The following is a 19,172-nucleotide window of genomic DNA, read 5'->3' as shown; positions in this document are numbered from 1 at the left end:
CATGTATATCGTGCGTAATTTCTACAAGGGTCGCCCTGGCTATCGTTGCCTGCAAGAGGCCGTGCGCGCCCACTACCTCAAGCACTACGGCGCCACGCCGCAGCCCCGACCGGATCTGTTCGTCTGCCTGACCGGCGCCAGCGGCGGCGCCCCGGGCTATGCCTGTGCCGGCATCAGCTATGGCGATTCCGGCAAGCTGTTCAGCGAGTACTACCTGGATGCGCCGCTGGATCAGCGCTATGGCCTGGACCGGGCGCGCATCGCCGAGGTCGGTGCCTTCGCCTCGTTCCAGCGTGGCAGCGGCGCCGGCAAGTACCTGCTGGAGAACGTCATCCGCACCCTGGCCCTGCGCAACTTCGGGCTGGTGGTACTGACCGCCACGGCGCAGGTGCGGGACCTGCTCATGCCCCTGGTCGACAACCTCGACGACCTGGGCCTGGCCGATCCGCGACGGGTCAAGGACCCCGCCGTGAACTGGGGCAGCTACTACCAGCAGGCGCCCCGTGTGCTGGTCTCGCGCCTGTCATCGCCCAACGCCTGGCTCAAGGCCCCGACCTTACCCTCACCGCAGTTCGCCCCACAGGCGACTGTCTGACCCTGAGCGCGCCGGGCACTGGATGGCCCGGCGAACCGGAGAGCTTATGCACGACAACAAGCGTTACGAGAATTTCATCGTCTTCCTGGCCCCACTGGTCAACAGCCTCGGTGGCATCGCCATCGACCTGTACGCGCCCAGCCTGCCGTCCATCGGTCGCGAGCTGGGGGCAGGACCTGCGCTGATGCAGAACACCATCACCATCACCTTGCTCTGCTACGCCGTCGGCCAGCTGTTCTTCGGGATCATGGCCGATGCTCGTGGGCGGCGGCCAGCGGTGTTGCTGGGGCTGGGCGTGTTCCTGGCCGGCAGCCTGCTGGCCACGGTCGCCACGTCCATCGAGCAACTGCTGATGGCGCGCGCACTGCAGGGCTTCGCCATCGGCGCTTGCCAGGTGGTGGCGCGGGCGGTGCTGGTGGATATCGTCAAGGGGCCGCGTTTCTACGTGGCGATCATCTACCTGAGCCTGGCCTTCGGCCTGGGACCGGTGATCGCGCCCTATGTCGGCGGCTTGATCGAGGTGCACCTGGGCTGGCGTTACAACTTCGTGCTCTACGCGGCCTACGCGGTGCTGGTGCTGGCATTCGTGGTCGCCGGGCTCAAGGAGTCGCTGCCGGCTGAGGCTCGCCGCACTGCCGCGCAGACCTTCTCGGGCTATCGGCTGATCCTGGCGGACAAGGGCTTTCGTGCGGCGGTGGTGGTGCTGGGCTCCAGCTTCTCGGCCTTCCTGCTGTGGAACGTGTTCGGCCCGCACATCGTCCAGGACCTGCTTGGCCACGACGCGCATTACTTCGGCAGCACGGCGCTGGGGGTGGGCTGCTGTTACCTGGCAGGTACGCTGAGCAATCGCGCGCTGATCCGCAAGCTGTCGCCCGACACCCTGATGTGGAGCGGCCTGGCGCTGTTTCTCGGCGGCGTGCTGTGCATCGCCGCGGCGCCCCAGGCGCTGAGCCTGGGCCAGTTGCTCGGCGGCATCATGCTCATCGCGTTCGGCCAGGGGTTCATCTTTTCCAACGCGATGGCGCGCTCGATGGCGCTGTTTCCCGACCGCGCAGGGGTCGCCGCGAGCTTGCAGGGCTGCCTGATGCTGGTGTTCGGCTCGGTGGCCTCGGCCAGCGTCAGTGGCCTGGGCCTGGAAAGCAACCTGGCGATTGCCGGGGCGTTCGCCGTGCTGATGCTGCTGTCGCTGTCGGGCATGCTCGGGGCGAGAGTGGCGCGTCAGGCGTCGGTAGCCTGAGCGCCTCCTTGGCACTTGCTGCGCTACAGCGGCTCGACCTCTTGCTTGTACAGCTGCATTCCGCGCGCCTGATAGTTGGCGAGCGCAGCGGGGTGGTCCAGGCTGCAGGTATGTAGCCAGACGCGCCGCGTGCCCGGCCAGTTCCAGGCGTCACGCAGTGCCTGGCTGAGCAATGGGCCGCCCAGGCCCTGGTCGAGGAATTGCGGTGCCAGGCCGAAGTAGCGGATCTCGACGTTTTCCCCGTCCGGGCGCTGCAACTCGTAGTAGCCGACGATGGCGCCGCGCAGGTAGGCCACCCAGGTGCGGTGGAAGTCCTGGCTGACCTCGGCCTGCCACTGGGCGTCGGTCCAGTGGTCCAGATCGGTCCAGGCCCAGTCCTTGCCCACCAGTTGATAGAGGAACCGGTTCAACTGGGGCTGCACGATCTCGCACTCGACCACGGTGAGGTCTTCGCGCGCAGGCTTTGCCCGCAATTGGTCGATGGACGTCATTTCCAGGTAGTAGATGGTCTGGGTGGCGGTCACGGGCAAGGTTCCGGAGCGGGGACGGGAGCGCTAGCGTACCTGTGGGCGAGGGCAGCGCAAAGGGGTGGCTTCAGCGCAGGTCGGCAGGGGTGTCGATGTCCCGCAGAATGCCGTCGTCTGGCACTTCGATCATCAGGCACGCCTGTGGATGGGCGTCGATCACCGCGCGGCCACCCTGATCGCCCTCGAGCTGGGCAAGGGCCGGCCAGAAACGACGGCCGAAGATCACCGGATGGCCCCGTTGCCCTTGGTGGCAAGGCACCACGATGGCGTCTTCGTGGGCCAGGCAGGTGAGCCTGGACAGCGTGGCGGGTGCGATCCACGGCATGTCGCCAAGCAGCACCGCGACGGCTCGAGCGTCGGTCGGCACCAGCGCACGAATGCCGGCCGCCAGGCTCGCCCCCATGCCCTGTGCAGCCCGGGTGGCCCGCACCACGCGTAGCTGTGATGCGATGCCCAGGACTTGCACATCGTCGTCGGGACGCAGCACCACGCACAGGCTCGCAAAATGCGCCTGCACGCCATCCAGAGTGGCCTGGAGCACCGATCTGCCATCGCTCAACCGGGCCTGGCGCTTGTCGCTGCCAAAGCGCCTGCCTTGGCCCGCGCCCAGTACCAGGGCTACGCAGCGGGTGTCGTCGGTCGGGTGGGTCATGCGGCTGGCTGGGCCAGGTCCAAGGCTTGCTTGGCCTTGGTCACGCTGACCGCGCCAGGCAGGTCCACGTTGTTCTTGGCGGCGAGGATCTCGGCCATCACGCTCACGGCGATTTCCGCGGGCGTCTTGCTGCCGATGTAGATGCCGATCGGCCCGCGCAGGCGAGCCAGGCTGGCCTGGCTCTGGCCGAAATGCTCGATCAACCGTGCCCGGCGCTGCTGGCTGTTGCGTCGTGAACCAATGGCGCCGATGTAGAAGGCTGGCCCTTGCAGCGCTTCGAGCAGGGCCAGGTCGTCGAGCTTGGGGTCGTGGCTGACGGCGACGATGCAGGTGCGCAGGTCGGCGGCGAAATCGCGCACCACATCATCGGGCATCCCCACCAGGCACTCCACGCCCGTCACGCTCCAGCCGGCGATGTACTCGGGACGGGGATCGCACACCGCCACGCGGAAACCGTTGAACAGGGCCATGGTCGCCAGGTACTCGGCCAGCGCGCCAGCACCGATCAGCAGCAGGCGATAGCCCGGGCCCAGGGTGTTGGTCATCGCCTGTTCGTCGCAGTGGAACTGCTCGGCCTGTGTCGTGGGCAGCAGCGTCGCGGCACCGCTGTGCAGGTCGACCTGGCGGCGCACAAGATGGCCGTCGTCGAGCTGGGCGAGCAGTTGCCTCAAGGCCTCAACGCACGGCGAGAACTCGAGGACCAGCGCCAACGTGCCGCCACAGGGCAGACCGAAGCGGTGCGCTTCGTCGGCCGACACGCCATAGCGCACCTGTTGCGGTGGGCTGTCCGGCAGGCCAGGGCCGCCGTAGGCGCTGGTGTAGCGGTGGATCAGGTCGTCCTCGATGCAGCCCCCTGAGACGCTGCCGACCACCCGGCCGTCGGCACGCAGGGCCATCATCGAGCCGACCGGACGGGGCGATGACCCCCAGGTGTGGGCAACGGTCGCCAGCAGCACCCGATGCCCGGCCTGCAGCCAGTCACGGGCGCTGCGCAGGACCAGCAGGTCGATACTTTCCATCGAGGTTCCTCGGCACGTTCAAAGGTTGTCCAACGCCACGGTGGCGGCGGGGCAGTCCGCCGCCTGGGTGGGTTCAGCGCATGTGCAGGACGATCGGGCTGCTGCTGGCCGGATCGGTGCGCTCGCGCAGCTTGGCTACCTCTTTGGCACTCACCGCACCGCCATCGTTCCCCCAGGTTGTGCGCACGTAGCTGAGCACCTGGGCGATCTCGTCGTCGCTCAGTTGCTGGCGCAGTGCGGGCATGCGATAGGCATCCGGTACACCCGCTGCGACGATGCGCTGGGAGCCGTTGAGGGTGATGTTGATCGCCGAGGCGTTTTCCTTGGCCAGCATCGAGCTGGCACCCGCCAGTGGCGGTATCCATTGAGCCTGTCCCTCGCCCTGAAGGCCATGGCAGGACGCGCATCGTGTGACGTAGGTATGCGCCCCTGGCGGGTCCAGCGCGTTGGCCGCCGACACGGCCTGATACGTCCACGGTGGACCATCGCGTTGCGGATCGCCGGGTAGCGACTTGAGGTAGCGGGCGATGGCAGCCAGGTCCTGGTCCTGCATGAACTGGGTGGAGTTGTTGAACGCTTCGGTCATCGAGCCATAGACCACCGCGTGCCGGTTGCGACCGGTCTTGAGGAACTGCACCATCTCGGTTTCGCTCCACCGGCCAAGGCCCGTGTTGGGATCCTGGCGCAGGCTCGGTGCGTACCAGCCGTCGAGCAGGGCGCCGGCCAAAAATGCCTTGCCCGACTCATCAAGGGCTTTCTCGTTGAACGCCAGGCCCCGAGGCGTGTGGCAACTGCCGCAATGGCCCGGACCCTGGACGAGGTAGGCGCCGCGGTTCCACAGCGCGTCCTGGGTGGGCTTCACGGCATAGGGCGCGTCTGCGGCGAACAGCCCATTCCACAGGGCGATCGGCCAGCGCATGTTCAGGGGCCAGGGAATGCCGCTGGGGATGTTGGCCTGGCTGGCCGGCTGCACGCCTTGCATGAAGAAGGCGTACAGAGCACGCACATCGTCATCGCTGAGCTTGGCGTAGGACGGGTAGGGCATGGCCGGGTACAGCCGGCGTCCGCCCGGTGCTACGCCATGGCGCAGCGCGCGGTCGAAATCGGCCAGGCTGTAGGCACCGATGCCGGTATCGCGATCCGGGGTGATGTTGGTGGCATGGATCGCGCCCAGTGGCGTGGCCATTTCCAGGCCGCCGGCGAACGGCGCCTGCCCGGGCAGGCTGTGGCAGGCGACGCAGTCGCCCAGGCGCGCGACGTATTCGCCGCGGCTGACCAGTGCAGGATCGACTTGCGCGGTTTCACGCTCGAAGGGCGAGGCGATCTCGCGGTTGACGTACCAGGCGACGAAGCCTGCGGCCAGCAAGCACGGCAGCACCAGCCAACCCAAGGTGGTGGACAATCGTTTGTTCATGTCAGCGTTCCGTGTCAGGCGAAGGTATGACGGCTCAGAGGCAGGCTGCGCACGCGCTGGCCGGTCAGTCGTGCCACGGCGTTGGCCACCGCCGGGGCCACCGCGGGCAGCGGTGGTTCGCCGATACCGCCCATCTTCGCGCCGCTTTCGACGATGCGCACATGCACCCGGGCCATGCGCGAAGGCGGCAGGATCGGGTACAGGTCATAATTGCGCGCGCGCGGCATGCCATCGACGTACACCGCTTCCTCCACCAGCGTCTGCGACAGCCCGAGGGCCACCGCCCCGTTGACCTGATGCTCGACGATCGCCGGATTGACTACGCTGCCCGGATCAATCGCCTGCCAGATGTCGTGCACCTTGACCTGGCCATTTTCCACGGACACTTCGGCGATGACCGCCGCTTCGGAGCCGAACGGCGAGGCCATGGCCACTCCGCGTGCCCTTCGTGACCCATCCTCGGCGGTGAACGGACCGGGTTTCCAGCCACCGGACAAGTCGCCGACCGCCTTGAGCAAGGTGGTCAGGCGCGGGTTGTCGCGCAGCAGGTGCAGGCGCAGTTCGAACGGATCCTGGCCGCCCTTGTCGGCCAGTTCGTCGAGGAACGACTCATAGAAGAAGTCATTCAGCGAATTACCCACCGAGCGCCAGTAGCCGAGCATGGCCGGGCCTTTCACGTAGATCTGCGCGATGCGCTTGTGGGCGATGGCGTAGGCTTTACCGGAGAGTCCTTCGAGGGCCGTGGGGTCGATCTTCTCACCCTGCTTGCCGGCGAGGGCTTCGGTAGGTCCTTCGGTGGCGCTCACCGCTTCGATGGCCACCGGCAGGCCCTGGGCGTCCAGGCCGGCGCGGAACTTCACCACCGCCACGGGACGCAGCACGTCGCGCAGGAACTCTTCCTCGCGGGTCCAGATCAACTTCACCGGTCGCCCGACGGCCTTGGCCAGAGCGATGGCCTGCGGGTAGGGATTGGCAGACTCGTACAGAAAGTGCCGACCGAAAAAGCCGCCCAGCAGCGGCGAGTGCAGGGTGATACGGTCCTTGGCCAGACCGGTGCGTCTGGCGATGTCGTCCAGGAACATGTCCGGCGCCTGGTTCGGCAGCCATACCTCCAGCGTGCCGTCGGCATTGAAGCGGGCCAGTGCCGAGGGCGGTTCGAGCTGGGCGTGGTTGAGGTACTGGTTGTGGTAAGTCGCCTCGACCTGGGTCTTGGCGCCTTCGAGTGCCTTGACCACATCGCCTTGCTGCTCGTCGTCGCGGACCGGTCCGGTCTGCGCGGCTAGGTGATCGCGCCAGGCATCGCTGGAGAAGTCGGCGGGCATGGCCCGCAGCGTCGAATCGGCCTTCGCTTCCTGCCAGTCTACCTGTACGGCCTCGGCGCCACGTTTGGCATGCCACCAGCGCTCGGCCACCACGGCCACCGCACCGGGCAGCACATGCACCGAGTGTACGCCCTTCATGGCCTTCACTTGGGCTTCGTTGCGCAGGCTGGCGACGCTCATGCCCAGCCGCGGGGCGTGTTGCACAGCGGCGTGGAGCATGTCGTCCACGCGCAGGTCGATGCAGTATCGGGCCTTGCCAGTGGATTTGTCGTAGGCATCCAGGCGCTGCACCGGTTTGCCGATCCAGCGGAACTGGCCGGGGTCGCGCAAGGTGACGCTGGCGGGGTCTGGTACCGGTAGGTCCATGGCCCGGGCCGCCAGTTCGCCGTAGGCTATGGAGCGCCCGGAAGCCGCATGCAGCACCTTGCCAGGCTCGGTGGTCAGGGTCTGCACCGGCACCCCGAGCTGGCGCGCGCCAGCTTCCAGAAGCATGGCGCGGGCCAGGGCCCCGAGGCGACGCATGGTCGGGTAGCTCATGCGCACCGACATGCTGCCGCCGGTGATGCGCAGGCCGTTCTCCATGACCACATAGGCCTCGCCCGGTGGCGCACTTTCCACCACGAAGCGCGCTGGATCCACGTCCAATTCTTCGCCAACGATCTGCGCCATGGCGGTGTGAGTGCCTTGCCCACCCTCCATGAAGGGGCAGAGCAGGCGCACGCTGCCATCGGGGCGCAGCTCGAGGAAGGCCGGTACCTGGGTGCCACGCTCGGCGGCTTTGACATCCGCGGCCATGACCCGCGCCGAGCCCAGTGGCAGGCCGAAGCCCAGGACCAGCGCGCCAACGGCGCTGCCCGCGAGAAAGCGCCGGCGCGAGAGGTTCAGCGGGCGGTCGGCCGGCAGCTCAGGCAGCAGTTCAGACAGCAGCGCGGGACGTTCGAACAGGCCGTTCATCAGGCGTGCTCCTTGCCGGCAGGTTGCGCAGCGAGGGCATGCACGGCGGCGTGGATGGCGTTATAGGTGCCACAGCGACACAGATTGACCATCGCCGCGCCGATCTGCTCGTCGCTGGGCGTCGGCGTATGCTTGAGCAGCGCCGTGGCGGCCATCACCTGGCCCGACTGGCAGTAGCCGCACTGGGCCACCTGCTGCTCGACCCAGGTGGCGACCACACGCCGGCCCACCGGATCGGCTTCGATCGCTTCGATGGTGGTGACCTCACGGCCGACCACACCGGCGACCGGCGTCACGCAGGCGCGAACCACCTGGCCGTCCACCAGCACCGAGCAGGCGCCGCACTGCGCCAGGCCACAGCCGTACTTGGTGCCGGTCAGACCGAGGTCGTCCCGCAGGACCCACAGCAGGGGGGTATCGTCGTCCGTGTCCACGTCATAGGCGTGCTGATTGATGCTGAGTTGCATGGCGTTCACCCGCTGATCATCGGTTCTTGTGTCGTCGTTATGGGCAGCGCGGCGCAGCGAGGCGCGCAGCTGGCAGGACGCCCGGCTGCAGGGAGCGAGACGGTTTCCTGAATGGATGACTCTAGACCCGGGAACGCAGGATGCCTATCCGAAGCTGGGCAGCTTCAGAGGATCAGGCAAGGATTCAGGTGAATTGCATCATCGACCGGTCAATACAGCGGTCAGAAGAAGCTGCGCTGGGCCTTGAGGGTGACCATGCCATCGCAGTAGGTGTTCATCCCCGAGTAGGCGCCGCAGCCGCCCCCGCTGAGGTCGGAGTTGCTGTAGATCAGGTCCAGGTCGATGCCTTTCCATGGCCGAGAAAGCTGCAGCGACCAGTCGTTGAAACTGTCGACCTGGCTGCCATCACCGATGGTGTAGGGCGTGCCCAGGCGATGGTGGGCGACCTTCACGCGGACGCTGGCGTCGAGCAGAGGCACGCGCCCGAAGTCGGCGAACAGGGTGCCGGTACGGTTGCTCACGTCGTCGTTCAGCGCGCCGCCGAACCGGCTGCCCAGCAGTGAAAGGCCACCGTACAGCGCGTGGGTGTCAGGTCGTGCGAGAGTGGGATAGGTATAGTGGATCAGGCCGGCTTCGTAGCCCAGGCTGTCAGTGAAGCGCTGCTTGTAACCCAGGTAGCTGTCGAGCTTGAAGGCGGACGCCGAAGTCAGGCCCATGCTCGGTGCATACTGACCGGCATACCAGCCGCTGGCATGAGTCACGTCCAGGCCGCCGTGGAAGGTGCCCACTGCGCTCGGCGAGATCAGACCTTGGGCCATGCTGCGTGAGGGTGTGGTGCCAAGCTTGAGGTCGAAATCGCCGAGTTGCCGCTGGATCTGCTGAGCGCAGAGTGAAGTGCTCGTGAGCAGCGCTGCACTCAGCAACAGAAGGGGACGGGTCATGCGCACTGTCCTGGGAAGGCCGTGTCAGAGCCTTCAAGCATACAACCGCAGCGCTTTCGAGAAAACCTCGTGCTGTTTCGTCACACGGTTATCGGACCGACGCGCGGGTCGTCGATCCGATGGGTGGTCGGTCAGCTGCCACCACCTGCGCCGCCCGAACCACCGGAAGCGCCACCCGAGCCTCCTGAGCCGCCCGTTCCTCCGCCCATGCCACCTCCAGCGCCACCCATTCCGGAACCGTTACCCATACTGCCGGAACCGTTACCCATACTGCCGGAACCGTTGCCCATGGTGCCGGAACCGTTGCCCGTGGTGCCGGAGCCATTGCCCATGGTGCCGGAACCACTGCCCGTGGTACCTGAGCCATTACCCATGTTCCCTGAATCACTGCCCATGGTGCCGGAGCCGTTGCCCGTGGTCCCGGAACCATTACCCATGGTGCCCGAGCCACTACCCATGCCAGTGCCGTCGCCACCGGTACCCTGGGTGCCGTTGCCGCCGGTGGTTGTGCTGCCGGGGGTGGCCTGCCCTGGGGCACCGGAGTCGTTCATGCCAGAGGCGGCCATGGCCATGGGTGCGCCTGCTGCCAGGCACAGGACGAAGAGACCTGCGTGAATGCGTTTGCCGATCATGATGGATCTCCAATTCCTTGAAGGATGCCTATGATCAGGCTGCGCCCGCGTCCGGACGTGCACTCGAATCGACCAGAGGTCGCGGTGTTTGGGGCGCTTGCAAATAACGCTCGAAGAACGCCTGGGTGGCCAGGTTCTTGTGCTTGGCTTCGAACATCATGTCGAAGCGGTCGAGAAACTGCAGCGCATAGCGGTTGGTCCAGTCGTTCCACATCATTTCGCTATGCTGGTAGAGGTCGCGCTTGGGCATTTTCTCCAGCAGCGCAGCGATGGTGAGCTTTTCATTGGCCTGGAAGCCCAGGTCCTGCAAGCGCTCCGGCGGCTGGGAGTAGTGCATGGTCGGCCGCACGCCGCGCCAGCTGTCGATGATTCGCGCCACGCGGGGCGACTGGGGGTCGATGTAGTCGTTCTCGTGGATCCAGCAATGGTGAATGTCCAGCACCACCGGGGCGAGGTCGGCCAGCGCCAGGCAGTCGTCGACTCCGTAGGTTTTTTCGTCGTTCTCGAAGGTGATGACGTTGCGCGCCTCGCTGGACAGTCGCGGCCACACGGCGCGTACCCCTTCGCCGCCCAGCCGGCCGGCGATGTGAATGTTGCACTTGAAGTCCTGAAAGCGCTGGCCATAGCCCATCATGCGGATCATGTCAGCGTGGTACTCGAACTCCGCCAGGCTGTTCTCGACCACCTCGGGGCGGTCCGAGCCGAGCACGCAGAACTGGCCAGGGTGAAACGACAGGCGTATATCCTGCGTCCGGGCGAAGTCACCGATCGCGGCGAAGCGCTTGAGCATCAACTGCTGCATGTCGGCATCCTGGTAGAGCCCCGCCACCTGGGGATGGCTGTACAGCGGCAGCAGGTCGCTGGACAGGCGCAACATGTGCAACGGCGATGGCAGCTCGGCGACATGGGCCAGCATGCGCAGCTGCGCATCGAGATTGTGCTCCACCAGCTCTAGCAGTTTGGCCCGCGCAGCGTCCTGGCTGGCGCCTGACAGCCAGCGCAGGGTGGTGGTGCGCGGGTTGAAAGTACGCTCGATGGCTTCCAGCGCCTTGATCGACTGATCGCGGTGGGGGTGGCGGTATTGGCAGGCGAAACCGAGACGCGGCATGGGGATATCCTGGAAAGCATGGGATTCCCTGGCTAGGACAGCGAGGTGGGTCCGGTCGATCCAATGATCTTGCCCTCAGGCCTCGCTGACCTGCACCTGGTTGCGTCCATTCTGCTTGGCCAGGTACAACGCGCGATCGGCGTCGCCCAGGACCATCAGCGGGTCCTGCTCGCCGCCGCTCCAGCGTGCCACCCCCAGCGATACGGTCACCGCACCCACCGGCTCGATGGGCGTTTCCTGCACCACCCGCCGCAGTCGCTCGGCCACGGCGATCGCGACCTCCAGGCTGGCACCTGGCAGCAGCATCAGGAACTCCTCGCCACCGGTACGACACAGCACATCGCCTTCGCGGCAGCAGGTGCGCATCAGCCCGGCGAGCGCGCGCAGTACCTGGTCGCCGACCTCATGGCCATGCTGGTCGTTGACGCGCTTGAAGTGGTCGATGTCCAGCACGATGGCGCAGAAGGCACGGTCGTCGGCTTGCAGCAGCGACAGGCTGAAGTCCAGCCGACGACGGTTGCCCAGGCCGGTCAGGGGATCGGTCTGGGCATCCTGGTGCAGTCGACCGATGCGTTCGTGCAGCAACTTCAGGCCCAGCAGCAGCGCACGCTTGAGTTCGGCGGCTTCGAAGTACCAGGCCCGAACCTTGTGGATACGCTCCTGGGTGTCTGGCAGGTCCAGGGCCCGCGCACCAGCGGCCAATTCCCACAATGGACGGGCGATGGTCAATGCCAGCCACCAGATGGCGATGCCGGCGAGCAGCGCCAGCGGCACCGAGAGTTCCACTACATCCAGGATCAGGCGCTGAGTCGGGGCCAGGGTCTTGGCCAGGGGTTGCTGGGCGACGATGCCCCAGCCGGCGATGGGCACCGTGGCGAAGCCGGCGAGCATCTCCACGCCGAAGCTGTTGACCACCTGCTGCACACCATTGCCGCGACTGTGCAGCTGGTTGATCAGGTCGTTGGTCTCGATCAGCATGCCGATGCGCTTGGGATCGGGGTGGTAGAGCATGCGCCGATGGGCATCGACCACGTAGAGGTAGGAGCCGTCCTGGTAGAAGTGCTCGCCCAGCAGCTTTTCCAGCACGTTGTGCTGGCGCAGGTACAGGCTGCCGCCGATGTAGCCGAGGTAGCGGCCGTCTTCGGCGAAGATCGGCTGCGAGGCTACCACGACCAGGTTGCCTGCCGCCGAGATGAATGGCGCGGACACCATCGGGCGACGCTCCCCCAGCGCCTCCAGCGCCCCAGGGCTGCTCAGTCGTTGGCCGACGAGGCCGCGCAGGGGCGCTGGGGAGATCCCGCGCAACACCCCCTGGCTGTCGACCACGAAGGTGGAGTTGAAGGCGTTGCCCTGCGCCAGTACCCGCTCGGTTTCCTGCGTGAGTGCCGCGCTGTTACCCAGGGTGCCCGGCAGACCGTGGGCGCTGTAGGCCAGTTGCTTGAGGGCGTTCTGCAGAAACAGCTCGGTGATCGAGGCGAGCTTGGCGGCGTAGACCCGGTTGGACTCAAGTGCGTGATCGATCAGCAACTGACGCTGCACCCGGTAGCTGGCGAAGTAGCTGCTCAGCAACATCACTACGGCGGTGAGCGTGGACAGCAGGAGAATCAGCGTGCGCAGATCCATGCGCAGGCCTGGCTTGGCGTATGGCACTCCGAAGCTCACTGGCAAGGTGGTCTGAATAACCTTACTCGGAATGCGCGTCGACAGCTATGGGCGCAGCGCGCCACCTGCGAAATCGCGCTCGCTGCGCTCAGCTTTTCGGCGGCGCCAGCGTCGACAGTTCGTCCTCCACCTGCTGCATGCGCTGCGCTGCCAGCGCTTGGACCTGCTTGTCCTGGGCAGTGGCTCGCATCAGCCCGGTGAGCTTCTCGCTCAGCCGTCGACCTTCCTCGCTCTGCTCCAGTGCCCTGGCCTTGGCCGGATTCTGGGTGGCCGCGACGATGGTGTCGAATTCCGCGTCGCTGAAATGCTGCTCGCTGTACAGCTTGAACAGGTCGTTACGTTGGTCCTCGACGGTCAGGTGCTTGCTCAGTACCTGGCGGATGGTGGCCTGTGGTATCTGCGGGTGAGTCATCGCCAGCAGTTGCGCCATGCGGTCGATGTTGTGGTCGTAGGCCTCCTGCAACGGCAGGTTGGCCAGGATACGCTCTTCGCGGGTGGGCTTCTGGTCGCAGCCGGCCAGTGCGGTAAGCAAGAGCAGGGGCAGTAGCAGGGTGAGTACGCGGGGCATGGGCTGGGCTCGGTCAAGGTGCAGAGAGTGTACCGCAGGAAGGCCGCTGTGCCAGTGTGGGAAGGGTCTTCGGAACCTAGCCTCGAAGGCCTGTGACAGGCTCAACACGGCGTTTTTGACCTCGCTGTGGCGCTGGCCGTTAATGCAGTCCGACCTTCTCGAGGAACCTTCCATGCACATCGATAAACTGATCGCCGCCATCGTCATGCATCTGCCTTTTCAATCCGTCGAGGCCGCCCAGGCATTCCTGTCGGAGCTGGCGCCCAATGACCAGGTTGCGCTGATCTCGGCCCTGTACTTCGGCCGATCGCACCTGGGCAGCGACTGCGTCAATGAGGATACCTGGCCCTACCTGCAGTCCGGGCAGATGAATCGCCTGTGGGAGCAGGACTCGATCCTACCAGCCGATTTCGCCACCATCCTGTATGAAAAGGGTAGCAACCTGGCCGGCTATTACGATGCATTCCTGCGGGCCACAGAGGGTTCTGGCTACGACCGCAGCCGTTACTGAAACGGGCGGCCCGCTGCACTCAGCCTTTCATTGGATTGCGCAGCCGAACCCACACGATCGCCGGCAGCGCCATCAGCAGCCACTTCAGGTATTGATTGACGCCGAAGCGCTCGCACAGCACACCAATGGAGGTGCACAACACCACCACCACCACGAATTGAATCATCCTGTTCATCCAACTGACCTCGGTTGCTCGACGAGCGTGATGGTAACCCCAGGTAACCTTGCCTGGCTCAGAGATATTTGAGCCAGGCAATGTCCCGCCGGCTGCGCTTGAAGCTGGCGAAGCGCCTTACCGGTGCGTACAGCGTAACGGTCAGCAAGGCCGTGAGCAGCCATACGGGTGCGACGCCGTCGAACCCGAAGTACTCGCCGTGATTGCGTCCGAAGATCGCCACGCAAACCAGGTAGAGCGCCTTCAATACATACAGGTGCAGTAGGTAGAAGAACATCGGCGCGCTACCCAGCACGGCCAGTTGGCCGATCCAGCGCGCCTGCCCGGCGCCTTCGAAACGACGCAGCAGAAGCAGCCCGACGCCCAGCGTCAGCAGCAGGAACGCCAGCGAAGGCGGGTACTTGGTGATGTTGAACAGACTCATCAAGGTTCGGCTGACATCGCCATGCACAGCCCAGGCCGCTTCGCCGTAGCCATTGACCGCGCGCAGCACGGCGAACCCCAGCAGCGCCCCAGCACCGGCCAGCAGCAGCCGCCTGGCGCGCACCGGTGCCTGACTGCCACGCGCGAACCACGGCCCCAGCCCGTAACCAAGCGCGATCACGCCGATCCATGGCAGCAGCGGATAGGTCACCCGCACCCGCAGGTCTGCCGACACCGGCAGCCAACTGCGCTCATGCAGGATCGCCCAGAGCGGATGCCAGGGCGAGTCGATCGCCACATGCAGGCCATCGAGCGCATTGTGTCCGGCGATGATCGCCAGGGCCACCGCCAACAGGAGCGGGCGCGGCAGCCAGATCAGCAGCGACAGGGCGAGCATGCTCAGGCCGATGGCCCAGATCACCTGCAGGTAGACCACGCTCGGCGGCAACTGAAGGCTCCACGCCAGGTTGACCAAGGTCAGCTCCAGCACGATCAGGAACACGCCACGCTTGAACAGAAACGCCGAGACCGCGCCCGGGCCCTGGTGTTTCTCGCCATACAGCCAGGCACTGAGCCCGGTGAGCAGCACGAACACCGGCGCGCACAAGTGCGCCAGGGTGCGGCTGACGAACAGCGCAGGTTCGGTGGCGCCGACGTCCATCGGATCGCCGACCTGGCGGTGCAGCAGAAAGGTTTCGCGGACGTGGTCCAGCAGCATGAACAGCATGACCAGCCCGCGCAGCGCGTCGATGCTATGCAGGCGGACAGGGGGAGCGGAGGAAACGGTCGACATGGCAGGCATCGGCAAAAAATGGAGATGTTATCTTATTTCTTTTGCAGGGTGTCACACGTCGCGCTCGGCCAGGCGAGGCGACGCGTGTTTCAGAAGCTGTAGTCCACGGTCGCGAAGTAGGACCGGGGCGCACCCAGCAGCCACTGCTCGCCGCTGTGTGCAGCCACGACATAGTCACGGTTGAACAGGTTGTTCAACTGCAGGCCCAGACGTACATCGGGCAGCAGTTGCCACCCCAGGTTGGCATCGACCACGGTATAGCCCGGCACGCTATAGAGGTTGGCGTTGTCTGCGTAACGCTGGTCGACATAGCGCAAGCCGATGCCGGCATCGACGGTCTTGCCCAGGCCTTTGCTCAACCACAGGTTGGCGGTGCGCCGCGGTACGTTGGCTGGGCGGTTCCCTGCGCGGTCCTGAACCACACCGCCGACGCTTTCATCGAAATCGTCGTACCGCGCCCGCAGCAGCGATGCATTGGCCGACAACTGCCATTGCCGACCCAGGTCCAGTTCCAGGCTGGCCTCCAACCCGTCGGAGCGCTGCTGACCCGCCTGTTGCTTGTCGTGGGTCAGGGGGTCGTCCACCAGCAGCTTTTTCTTGACGATATGATAGGCCGCCAGGGTCCATTCACCGCGTCCCTCCCAGAAGCGCTGCTTGAAGCCCAGTTCGGTCTGCCTGGCTTCGGTCAGGTCGTAGTCCAGCTGGGTGGGGCGAAGCGTGATCAGATCTCCCACCCCATCCTCGCTGGTGGAGTACTGTCCATAGACCGACAGGTCGTCGGTCACCGCGAACACCAGGCCGGCGCGCCAGTTGCCGCCTCGCAGGCTGCGATCGGCATGACTGTCGTTGATGAGGTCGGCGCGCTCGATACGATTCTGGTCGCGGCGAACACCGGTCACCAGCGACAGCCGATCGCTCAGTTGGGTACGGTTCTCGGCGAACAAGGCCACGGTCTGGGTGGTGGACAGCGTTTGCGGACGCGTCGCCGTGGCGCTCTGGAAGCGGCCAGGGCGAGGGTCCCAGGGGTCGATGAAGGTGTTGGGTGTCAGATCCTGGTAGGGCGAGTTGCTGTCGACATTGAAGCGGATACGGTTGTACTCCGCGCCCACCACGGTCTTGCTGGCCAGACCGAACAGGCTGTGGTCGATGCTCAAGCTCTGGCGATCGCCAACTTGCTCCTGATTGTGACGGATCTCCAGAAAACTCTCCCGGGACAGCTGCTCCTGCGTCGGGTCCCAGCGGTAGTCCTCGGCATTGCGCCAATGGCGGCGACTCTTGATGTAGTACAGCTGATTGCTGGCGCTGAGGGTGTCGCTGATGGCCCAGTCGGTGGTCAGCCGCGTCCACTCGTCGTGATAGCGCTGCACGTCATTGCCGATGTTGTAGTTCTTGTCCCGCAGGCTGTGATGGAGTCTGCCGTCGATCAACGGGGTGCCGAAGTAATTGGCCGGCTGATCGTCGCCCCGGTCATGGGCGAGGGTGAAGCTCAGATCGTCACTGGCGTCCCAACGCAGCGCCGCGCTGAGCGCCAGGCTCCGCGAATCGGTGCGATCGACCCAGCCATTGCCCTGTTGCTGGTCGAGAGTCAGGCGGTAGCTCAGGCGCTCGCCCAGGCTGCCGCCGCTGTCCAGGCCCAGTTGCCGACGATCCCAGGAGCCGTAGCCCAGGCGCAACTGGTTGCGGACCTCACCGACCAGGGGCTTCTTCGGGATCACGTTGATCACCGCGCCGGTCGCCCCTTCGCCGTACAGCACCGAGGCGGGGCCGCGGATCACGTCGATGCGCTCGACCATCCAGGGATCCACAGGGAAGCTCTGGGTGCCGGCGCCGGTGTACAGGCGGGCCCCATCGAACAGGGTCATCACTGAGCTGTGGCCGCTGAACCCGCGGGCGGAGAGGGCGGTGTTGCCATTGCCCGGCGTACCGATCGAGGTGATGCCCGGCGACCGGGTCACCGCGTCCTGCACGGTGCGGTTGGCGCGCTGCTGGATCTGCACGGTGTCCAGGCTGGAGGTGCTGGCAGGGGTGTCCAGCGCACTGAGGTTCAGGCGCGAGCCGGCCTGGGTAGGGGTCGCCAAATCGACGTGCTGGGCATCGGTGGTGTCGGTGATGGCCGTCGACGGCAAGCCGAGTGTCGCTCCGGGCCTGGGCTCGGCCTGGCTCGGCAGCGATAAGGCCATGCAGGCCGCGAACGTGTGGAGGGTGAAGAGGTATCGGGACATGTCGTTCCACTGTGCAGGAAGAAATGGATCCCGGTGGAAACAACGCAAAGACGAGGTGCCTGCACGCAGGCGCGCGCGAGCCTCCGGCCTGCGCCCGCCCACCGCGGGTTTGCCAATCGAAGTGTCAGGCCGGTCTCCGGGCTCGCGAGGATCATGACCCCTTCGCCTTCCCATGCCTGCGCACAGTGGCCTTTCGAAGGGGTCGCTCGCCTACCGTTGCGGGGGCAGCGCCGGACTGGTCCCGAAAGACTCACCGGCTTCCCGTTTCACCCTGCGCGCGGCGGCGCAGGGCACCTGAAACTGGCGCGCATATGACCACCTAACCCCAATGGAGTCAATCATCTGGATGGCCAGGGCGAGCTGGACAACGAATTAATGGTTTTTTCTTCGATTTTTTTCGAACTTTTCACATTCCCTTATCTCGAAGCCGACGTTCGCCCTTTTTACTCAGTCATGGAGACTTACGCGAATGGTTACTGCAAAACTGCTGCGTCACGCCTGCGCCCTGGCCCTGGTCGGCGCACCACTGGCAGCGATGGCCGCTCCCAGCACCGATCCGCTCTTCACCTTCGGTCTGCTCGGCTCCTACAACAAATTCAAGTTCGAAGGCGGTGACGAATCCGACAAGAGCCATATGGGCCAAGGCGGGGTGTTCGCCAACTTCGGTAACAAGATGACCGCCGAATCCGGCTTCATCTACCAGATCGGTGCCGAGGCCAAGTACGGCAAGAAGAGCGACGACAAGCTCAAGGAAGCCCAGGCCGACCTCGACCTCGGCTGGCGTGCCGCGCTGGATGCGCGCAACTTCGTCGACGTGATCGTCGGTGGTGGCTACACCTGGACGCGTTTCGAGCCGCAGATCAACGACCTGGACACCAAGCTGACCTACAAATCGCCCTTCGCCAAGGCTGCCCTGGGTTACAACCACCAGTTCGATGCCTCGACCCTGCGCGTCGAAGTGGGCGCTCGCCGCACCATCGACGGCCGCGCGCGTCTGAAGGTCGACGATTTCGGCAGCGACCGTGTCGACCTGAAGGACCGCACCAATCCGTATGCAGAAGTTTCGCTGCTGATGAACCAGCAGGGCGGCATGCCGATCCAGGCGGGCGTGTACTACACCCGTACCGAGTACAAGATCGACGAGGATTCGCCGGTCGCCGACAACAACAAGCTCAAGCGTGACGAGTTTGGCGTGAAGGTCGGCCTGGCGTTCTGATTCTCGTGCCCCGTCTGCGGACGGGGCCACGCGCCCTGCGCGCGTGAAGGATGCCTCTTGGCCCGCGGCCTCTATTGGCCTTGGCGCCCGTTACCGCCCACGGCGCCGTGACACCTTGGCCTCGATGTTCTTGCGCCCGATCAGCAGTGCAGGGGCCTGTGTGACTGGCTCGTCGGCCAGCCACTTGTACATCACCAGGCAATCCACAAGGCCCAGCCGGGCATGTCGATAGGCCTTGGGCAGCCGCCCGACGATCTCGAATCCAAGCTTTTGCCACAGCGCCACCGCCACCTCGTTGCTCGCCACCACCGAGTTGAACTGCAGGGCGAGAAACCCTGCCTGGCGCGCCAGTTTCTGCGAGTGCTCGCACATTGCGCGGGCCACGCCACGCCCACGCGCCTGCTCGGTGACCATGTAGCCACAGTTGCCCACGTGCGCACCGGGTCCGGCGGCATTGGCCTTCAGGTAATAGGCGCCAAGCAGCACACCCTCGGCCTCGGCGACGCAGGTATGCAGGGGCAGCTCCAGCCACAGGTGGCGTGCCTGTTGCTGGGTCAGATCAGGGTCGTAGGCATAGGTTTCGCGGGCCTGAACGACGGCCTGGAAGGTGGGCCAGAAACGTTCGAAGTCCTCGTCGGTCATGGGGCGTATGTCGATCATTGCAGTGCCTGCTGGTGCTGGGCAGACCAGTCTGGAGGGCTGCGCCAGCTGTGGCAAGTGCGCCAGCAAGGTGC

19 protein-coding genes and 1 riboswitch are annotated in these 19,172 nt (G+C 65.5%); of the genes, 4 read left to right on the top strand and 15 right to left on the bottom strand.

What is annotated here, in order from left to right; translation table 11 throughout:
- Position 1: 1 nt before the first annotated feature.
- Together IAE34_RS00930 and IAE34_RS00925 are read left to right on the top strand one after the other, a co-directional pair.
- Positions 2-595 carry a thermostable hemolysin gene (locus IAE34_RS00930; protein ID WP_200136986.1) on the top strand — a complete coding sequence of 198 codons (594 nt, stop codon included), beginning with the start codon at positions 2-4 and terminating at the stop codon, positions 593-595.
- A 46-nt stretch (positions 596-641) separates the two neighbouring features.
- Positions 642-1,832, top strand: coding sequence for a multidrug effflux MFS transporter (locus IAE34_RS00925; RefSeq protein ID WP_200136985.1), 1,191 nt, complete (start codon positions 642-644; stop codon positions 1,830-1,832).
- A 23-nt stretch (positions 1,833-1,855) separates the two neighbouring features.
- On the opposite strand, the gene IAE34_RS00920 is transcribed toward IAE34_RS00925, so the two are convergent.
- The 11 genes from IAE34_RS00920 to IAE34_RS00870 all read right to left on the bottom strand — a co-directional run bounded on the left by IAE34_RS00920 (position 1,856) and on the right by IAE34_RS00870 (position 13,098).
- Positions 1,856-2,356 carry a GNAT family N-acetyltransferase gene (locus IAE34_RS00920; RefSeq protein WP_200136984.1) on the bottom strand — a complete coding sequence of 167 codons (501 nt, stop codon included), beginning with the start codon at positions 2,354-2,356 and terminating at the stop codon, positions 1,856-1,858.
- Between the two features lie 70 nt (positions 2,357-2,426).
- Entirely contained in the window at positions 2,427-3,011 is a 585-nt protein-coding gene (locus tag IAE34_RS00915; RefSeq protein WP_200136983.1) for a nucleotidyltransferase family protein, read from the bottom strand.
- The gene (locus tag IAE34_RS00910; RefSeq protein ID WP_200136982.1) at positions 3,008-4,030 is read right to left on the bottom strand and encodes an XdhC family protein; all 1,023 of its coding nucleotides are present in this window, start codon (positions 4,028-4,030) and stop codon (positions 3,008-3,010) included. Before IAE34_RS00910 ends, IAE34_RS00915 begins: the two co-directional genes overlap by 4 nt.
- 73 nt (positions 4,031-4,103) lie before the next feature.
- The gene (locus IAE34_RS00905) at positions 4,104-5,444 is read right to left on the bottom strand and encodes a c-type cytochrome (protein WP_200136981.1); all 1,341 of its coding nucleotides are present in this window, start codon (positions 5,442-5,444) and stop codon (positions 4,104-4,106) included.
- A 14-nt stretch (positions 5,445-5,458) separates the two neighbouring features.
- On the bottom strand, positions 5,459-7,720 hold the full coding sequence (locus IAE34_RS00900) for a xanthine dehydrogenase family protein molybdopterin-binding subunit (protein WP_200136980.1): 2,262 nt from the start codon (positions 7,718-7,720) through the stop codon (positions 5,459-5,461).
- The gene (locus tag IAE34_RS00895; RefSeq protein WP_200136979.1) at positions 7,720-8,187 is read right to left on the bottom strand and encodes a (2Fe-2S)-binding protein; all 468 of its coding nucleotides are present in this window, start codon (positions 8,185-8,187) and stop codon (positions 7,720-7,722) included. The genes IAE34_RS00900 and IAE34_RS00895 overlap by 1 nt, the downstream gene beginning before the upstream one ends.
- Before the next feature lie 221 nt (positions 8,188-8,408).
- The gene (locus IAE34_RS00890; protein ID WP_200136978.1) at positions 8,409-9,128 is read right to left on the bottom strand and encodes a TorF family putative porin; all 720 of its coding nucleotides are present in this window, start codon (positions 9,126-9,128) and stop codon (positions 8,409-8,411) included.
- A 131-nt stretch (positions 9,129-9,259) separates the two neighbouring features.
- Entirely contained in the window at positions 9,260-9,760 is a 501-nt protein-coding gene (locus IAE34_RS00885; RefSeq protein ID WP_200136977.1) for a hypothetical protein, read from the bottom strand.
- A 34-nt stretch (positions 9,761-9,794) separates the two neighbouring features.
- Positions 9,795-10,868, bottom strand: coding sequence for a UV DNA damage repair endonuclease UvsE (gene uvsE, locus IAE34_RS00880; RefSeq protein WP_200136976.1), 1,074 nt, complete (start codon positions 10,866-10,868; stop codon positions 9,795-9,797).
- A 75-nt stretch (positions 10,869-10,943) separates the two neighbouring features.
- On the bottom strand, positions 10,944-12,518 hold the full coding sequence (locus IAE34_RS00875; protein ID WP_200136975.1) for a sensor domain-containing diguanylate cyclase: 1,575 nt from the start codon (positions 12,516-12,518) through the stop codon (positions 10,944-10,946).
- A 100-nt stretch (positions 12,519-12,618) separates the two neighbouring features.
- A complete protein-coding gene (locus IAE34_RS00870) occupies positions 12,619-13,098 on the bottom strand; it encodes a hypothetical protein (protein ID WP_200136974.1) in 480 nt (159 codons plus the stop codon).
- Positions 13,099-13,270: 172 nt separating this feature from the next.
- On the opposite strand from IAE34_RS00870, the gene IAE34_RS00865 reads away from it, so the two are divergent.
- Positions 13,271-13,609, top strand: a complete 339-nt coding sequence (locus tag IAE34_RS00865) for a hypothetical protein (RefSeq protein ID WP_200136973.1) — start codon at positions 13,271-13,273, stop codon at positions 13,607-13,609.
- A 19-nt stretch (positions 13,610-13,628) separates the two neighbouring features.
- Here the strand turns inward: IAE34_RS00865 and IAE34_RS00860 are convergent, their stop codons facing one another.
- The 3 genes from IAE34_RS00860 to IAE34_RS00850 all read right to left on the bottom strand — a co-directional run bounded on the left by IAE34_RS00860 (position 13,629) and on the right by IAE34_RS00850 (position 17,222).
- Entirely contained in the window at positions 13,629-13,784 is a 156-nt protein-coding gene (locus IAE34_RS00860) for a hypothetical protein (protein WP_200136972.1), read from the bottom strand.
- 58 nt (positions 13,785-13,842) lie between these two features.
- Positions 13,843-15,000: a DUF1624 domain-containing protein gene (locus IAE34_RS00855; RefSeq protein WP_200136971.1), complete on the bottom strand. Its 1,158-nt coding sequence runs from the start codon at positions 14,998-15,000 to the stop codon at positions 13,843-13,845.
- Between the two features lie 89 nt (positions 15,001-15,089).
- Positions 15,090-17,222 carry a TonB-dependent receptor gene (locus IAE34_RS00850; RefSeq protein WP_200136970.1) on the bottom strand — a complete coding sequence of 711 codons (2,133 nt, stop codon included), beginning with the start codon at positions 17,220-17,222 and terminating at the stop codon, positions 15,090-15,092.
- A 110-nt stretch (positions 17,223-17,332) separates the two neighbouring features.
- Positions 17,333-17,535: riboswitch (cobalamin riboswitch) on the bottom strand.
- Positions 17,536-17,691: 156 nt separating this feature from the next.
- Here IAE34_RS00850 and IAE34_RS00845 point away from each other — a divergent pair.
- On the top strand, positions 17,692-18,438 hold the full coding sequence (locus tag IAE34_RS00845; RefSeq protein WP_200136969.1) for an outer membrane beta-barrel protein: 747 nt from the start codon (positions 17,692-17,694) through the stop codon (positions 18,436-18,438).
- Between the two features lie 90 nt (positions 18,439-18,528).
- Here the strand turns inward: IAE34_RS00845 and IAE34_RS00840 are convergent, their stop codons facing one another.
- Entirely contained in the window at positions 18,529-19,098 is a 570-nt protein-coding gene (locus tag IAE34_RS00840) for a GNAT family N-acetyltransferase (protein WP_200136968.1), read from the bottom strand.
- Between the last annotated feature and the right edge of the window lie 74 nt (positions 19,099-19,172).

It is taken from the genome of Pseudomonas sp. S30 (assembly GCF_016518545.1).
Taxonomy (GTDB): Bacteria; Pseudomonadota; Gammaproteobacteria; order Pseudomonadales; family Pseudomonadaceae; genus Aquipseudomonas.
This window is presented reverse-complemented; position numbering and strand designations above follow the sequence as displayed.

Coding starts and splice junctions, on each gene's coding strand:
- IAE34_RS00930 (WP_200136986.1), top strand. CDS start 2: ATGTATATCGTGCGTAATTTCTACAAGGGTCGCCCTGGCTATCGTTGC.
- IAE34_RS00925 (WP_200136985.1), top strand. CDS start 642: ATGCACGACAACAAGCGTTACGAGAATTTCATCGTCTTCCTGGCCCCA.
- IAE34_RS00915 (WP_200136983.1), bottom strand. CDS start 3,011: ATGACCCACCCGACCGACGACACCCGCTGCGTAGCCCTGGTACTGGGC.
- IAE34_RS00910 (WP_200136982.1), bottom strand. CDS start 4,030: ATGGAAAGTATCGACCTGCTGGTCCTGCGCAGCGCCCGTGACTGGCTG.
- IAE34_RS00905 (WP_200136981.1), bottom strand. CDS start 5,444: ATGAACAAACGATTGTCCACCACCTTGGGTTGGCTGGTGCTGCCGTGC.
- IAE34_RS00900 (WP_200136980.1), bottom strand. CDS start 7,720: ATGAACGGCCTGTTCGAACGTCCCGCGCTGCTGTCTGAACTGCTGCCT.
- IAE34_RS00895 (WP_200136979.1), bottom strand. CDS start 8,187: ATGCAACTCAGCATCAATCAGCACGCCTATGACGTGGACACGGACGAC.
- IAE34_RS00890 (WP_200136978.1), bottom strand. CDS start 9,128: ATGACCCGTCCCCTTCTGTTGCTGAGTGCAGCGCTGCTCACGAGCACT.
- IAE34_RS00885 (WP_200136977.1), bottom strand. CDS start 9,760: ATGATCGGCAAACGCATTCACGCAGGTCTCTTCGTCCTGTGCCTGGCA.
- uvsE (WP_200136976.1), bottom strand. CDS start 10,868: ATGCCGCGTCTCGGTTTCGCCTGCCAATACCGCCACCCCCACCGCGAT.
- IAE34_RS00870 (WP_200136974.1), bottom strand. CDS start 13,098: ATGCCCCGCGTACTCACCCTGCTACTGCCCCTGCTCTTGCTTACCGCA.
- IAE34_RS00865 (WP_200136973.1), top strand. CDS start 13,271: ATGCACATCGATAAACTGATCGCCGCCATCGTCATGCATCTGCCTTTT.
- IAE34_RS00860 (WP_200136972.1), bottom strand. CDS start 13,784: ATGAACAGGATGATTCAATTCGTGGTGGTGGTGGTGTTGTGCACCTCC.
- IAE34_RS00855 (WP_200136971.1), bottom strand. CDS start 15,000: ATGTCGACCGTTTCCTCCGCTCCCCCTGTCCGCCTGCATAGCATCGAC.
- IAE34_RS00850 (WP_200136970.1), bottom strand. CDS start 17,222: ATGTCCCGATACCTCTTCACCCTCCACACGTTCGCGGCCTGCATGGCC.
- IAE34_RS00845 (WP_200136969.1), top strand. CDS start 17,692: ATGGTTACTGCAAAACTGCTGCGTCACGCCTGCGCCCTGGCCCTGGTC.
- IAE34_RS00840 (WP_200136968.1), bottom strand. CDS start 19,098: ATGATCGACATACGCCCCATGACCGACGAGGACTTCGAACGTTTCTGG.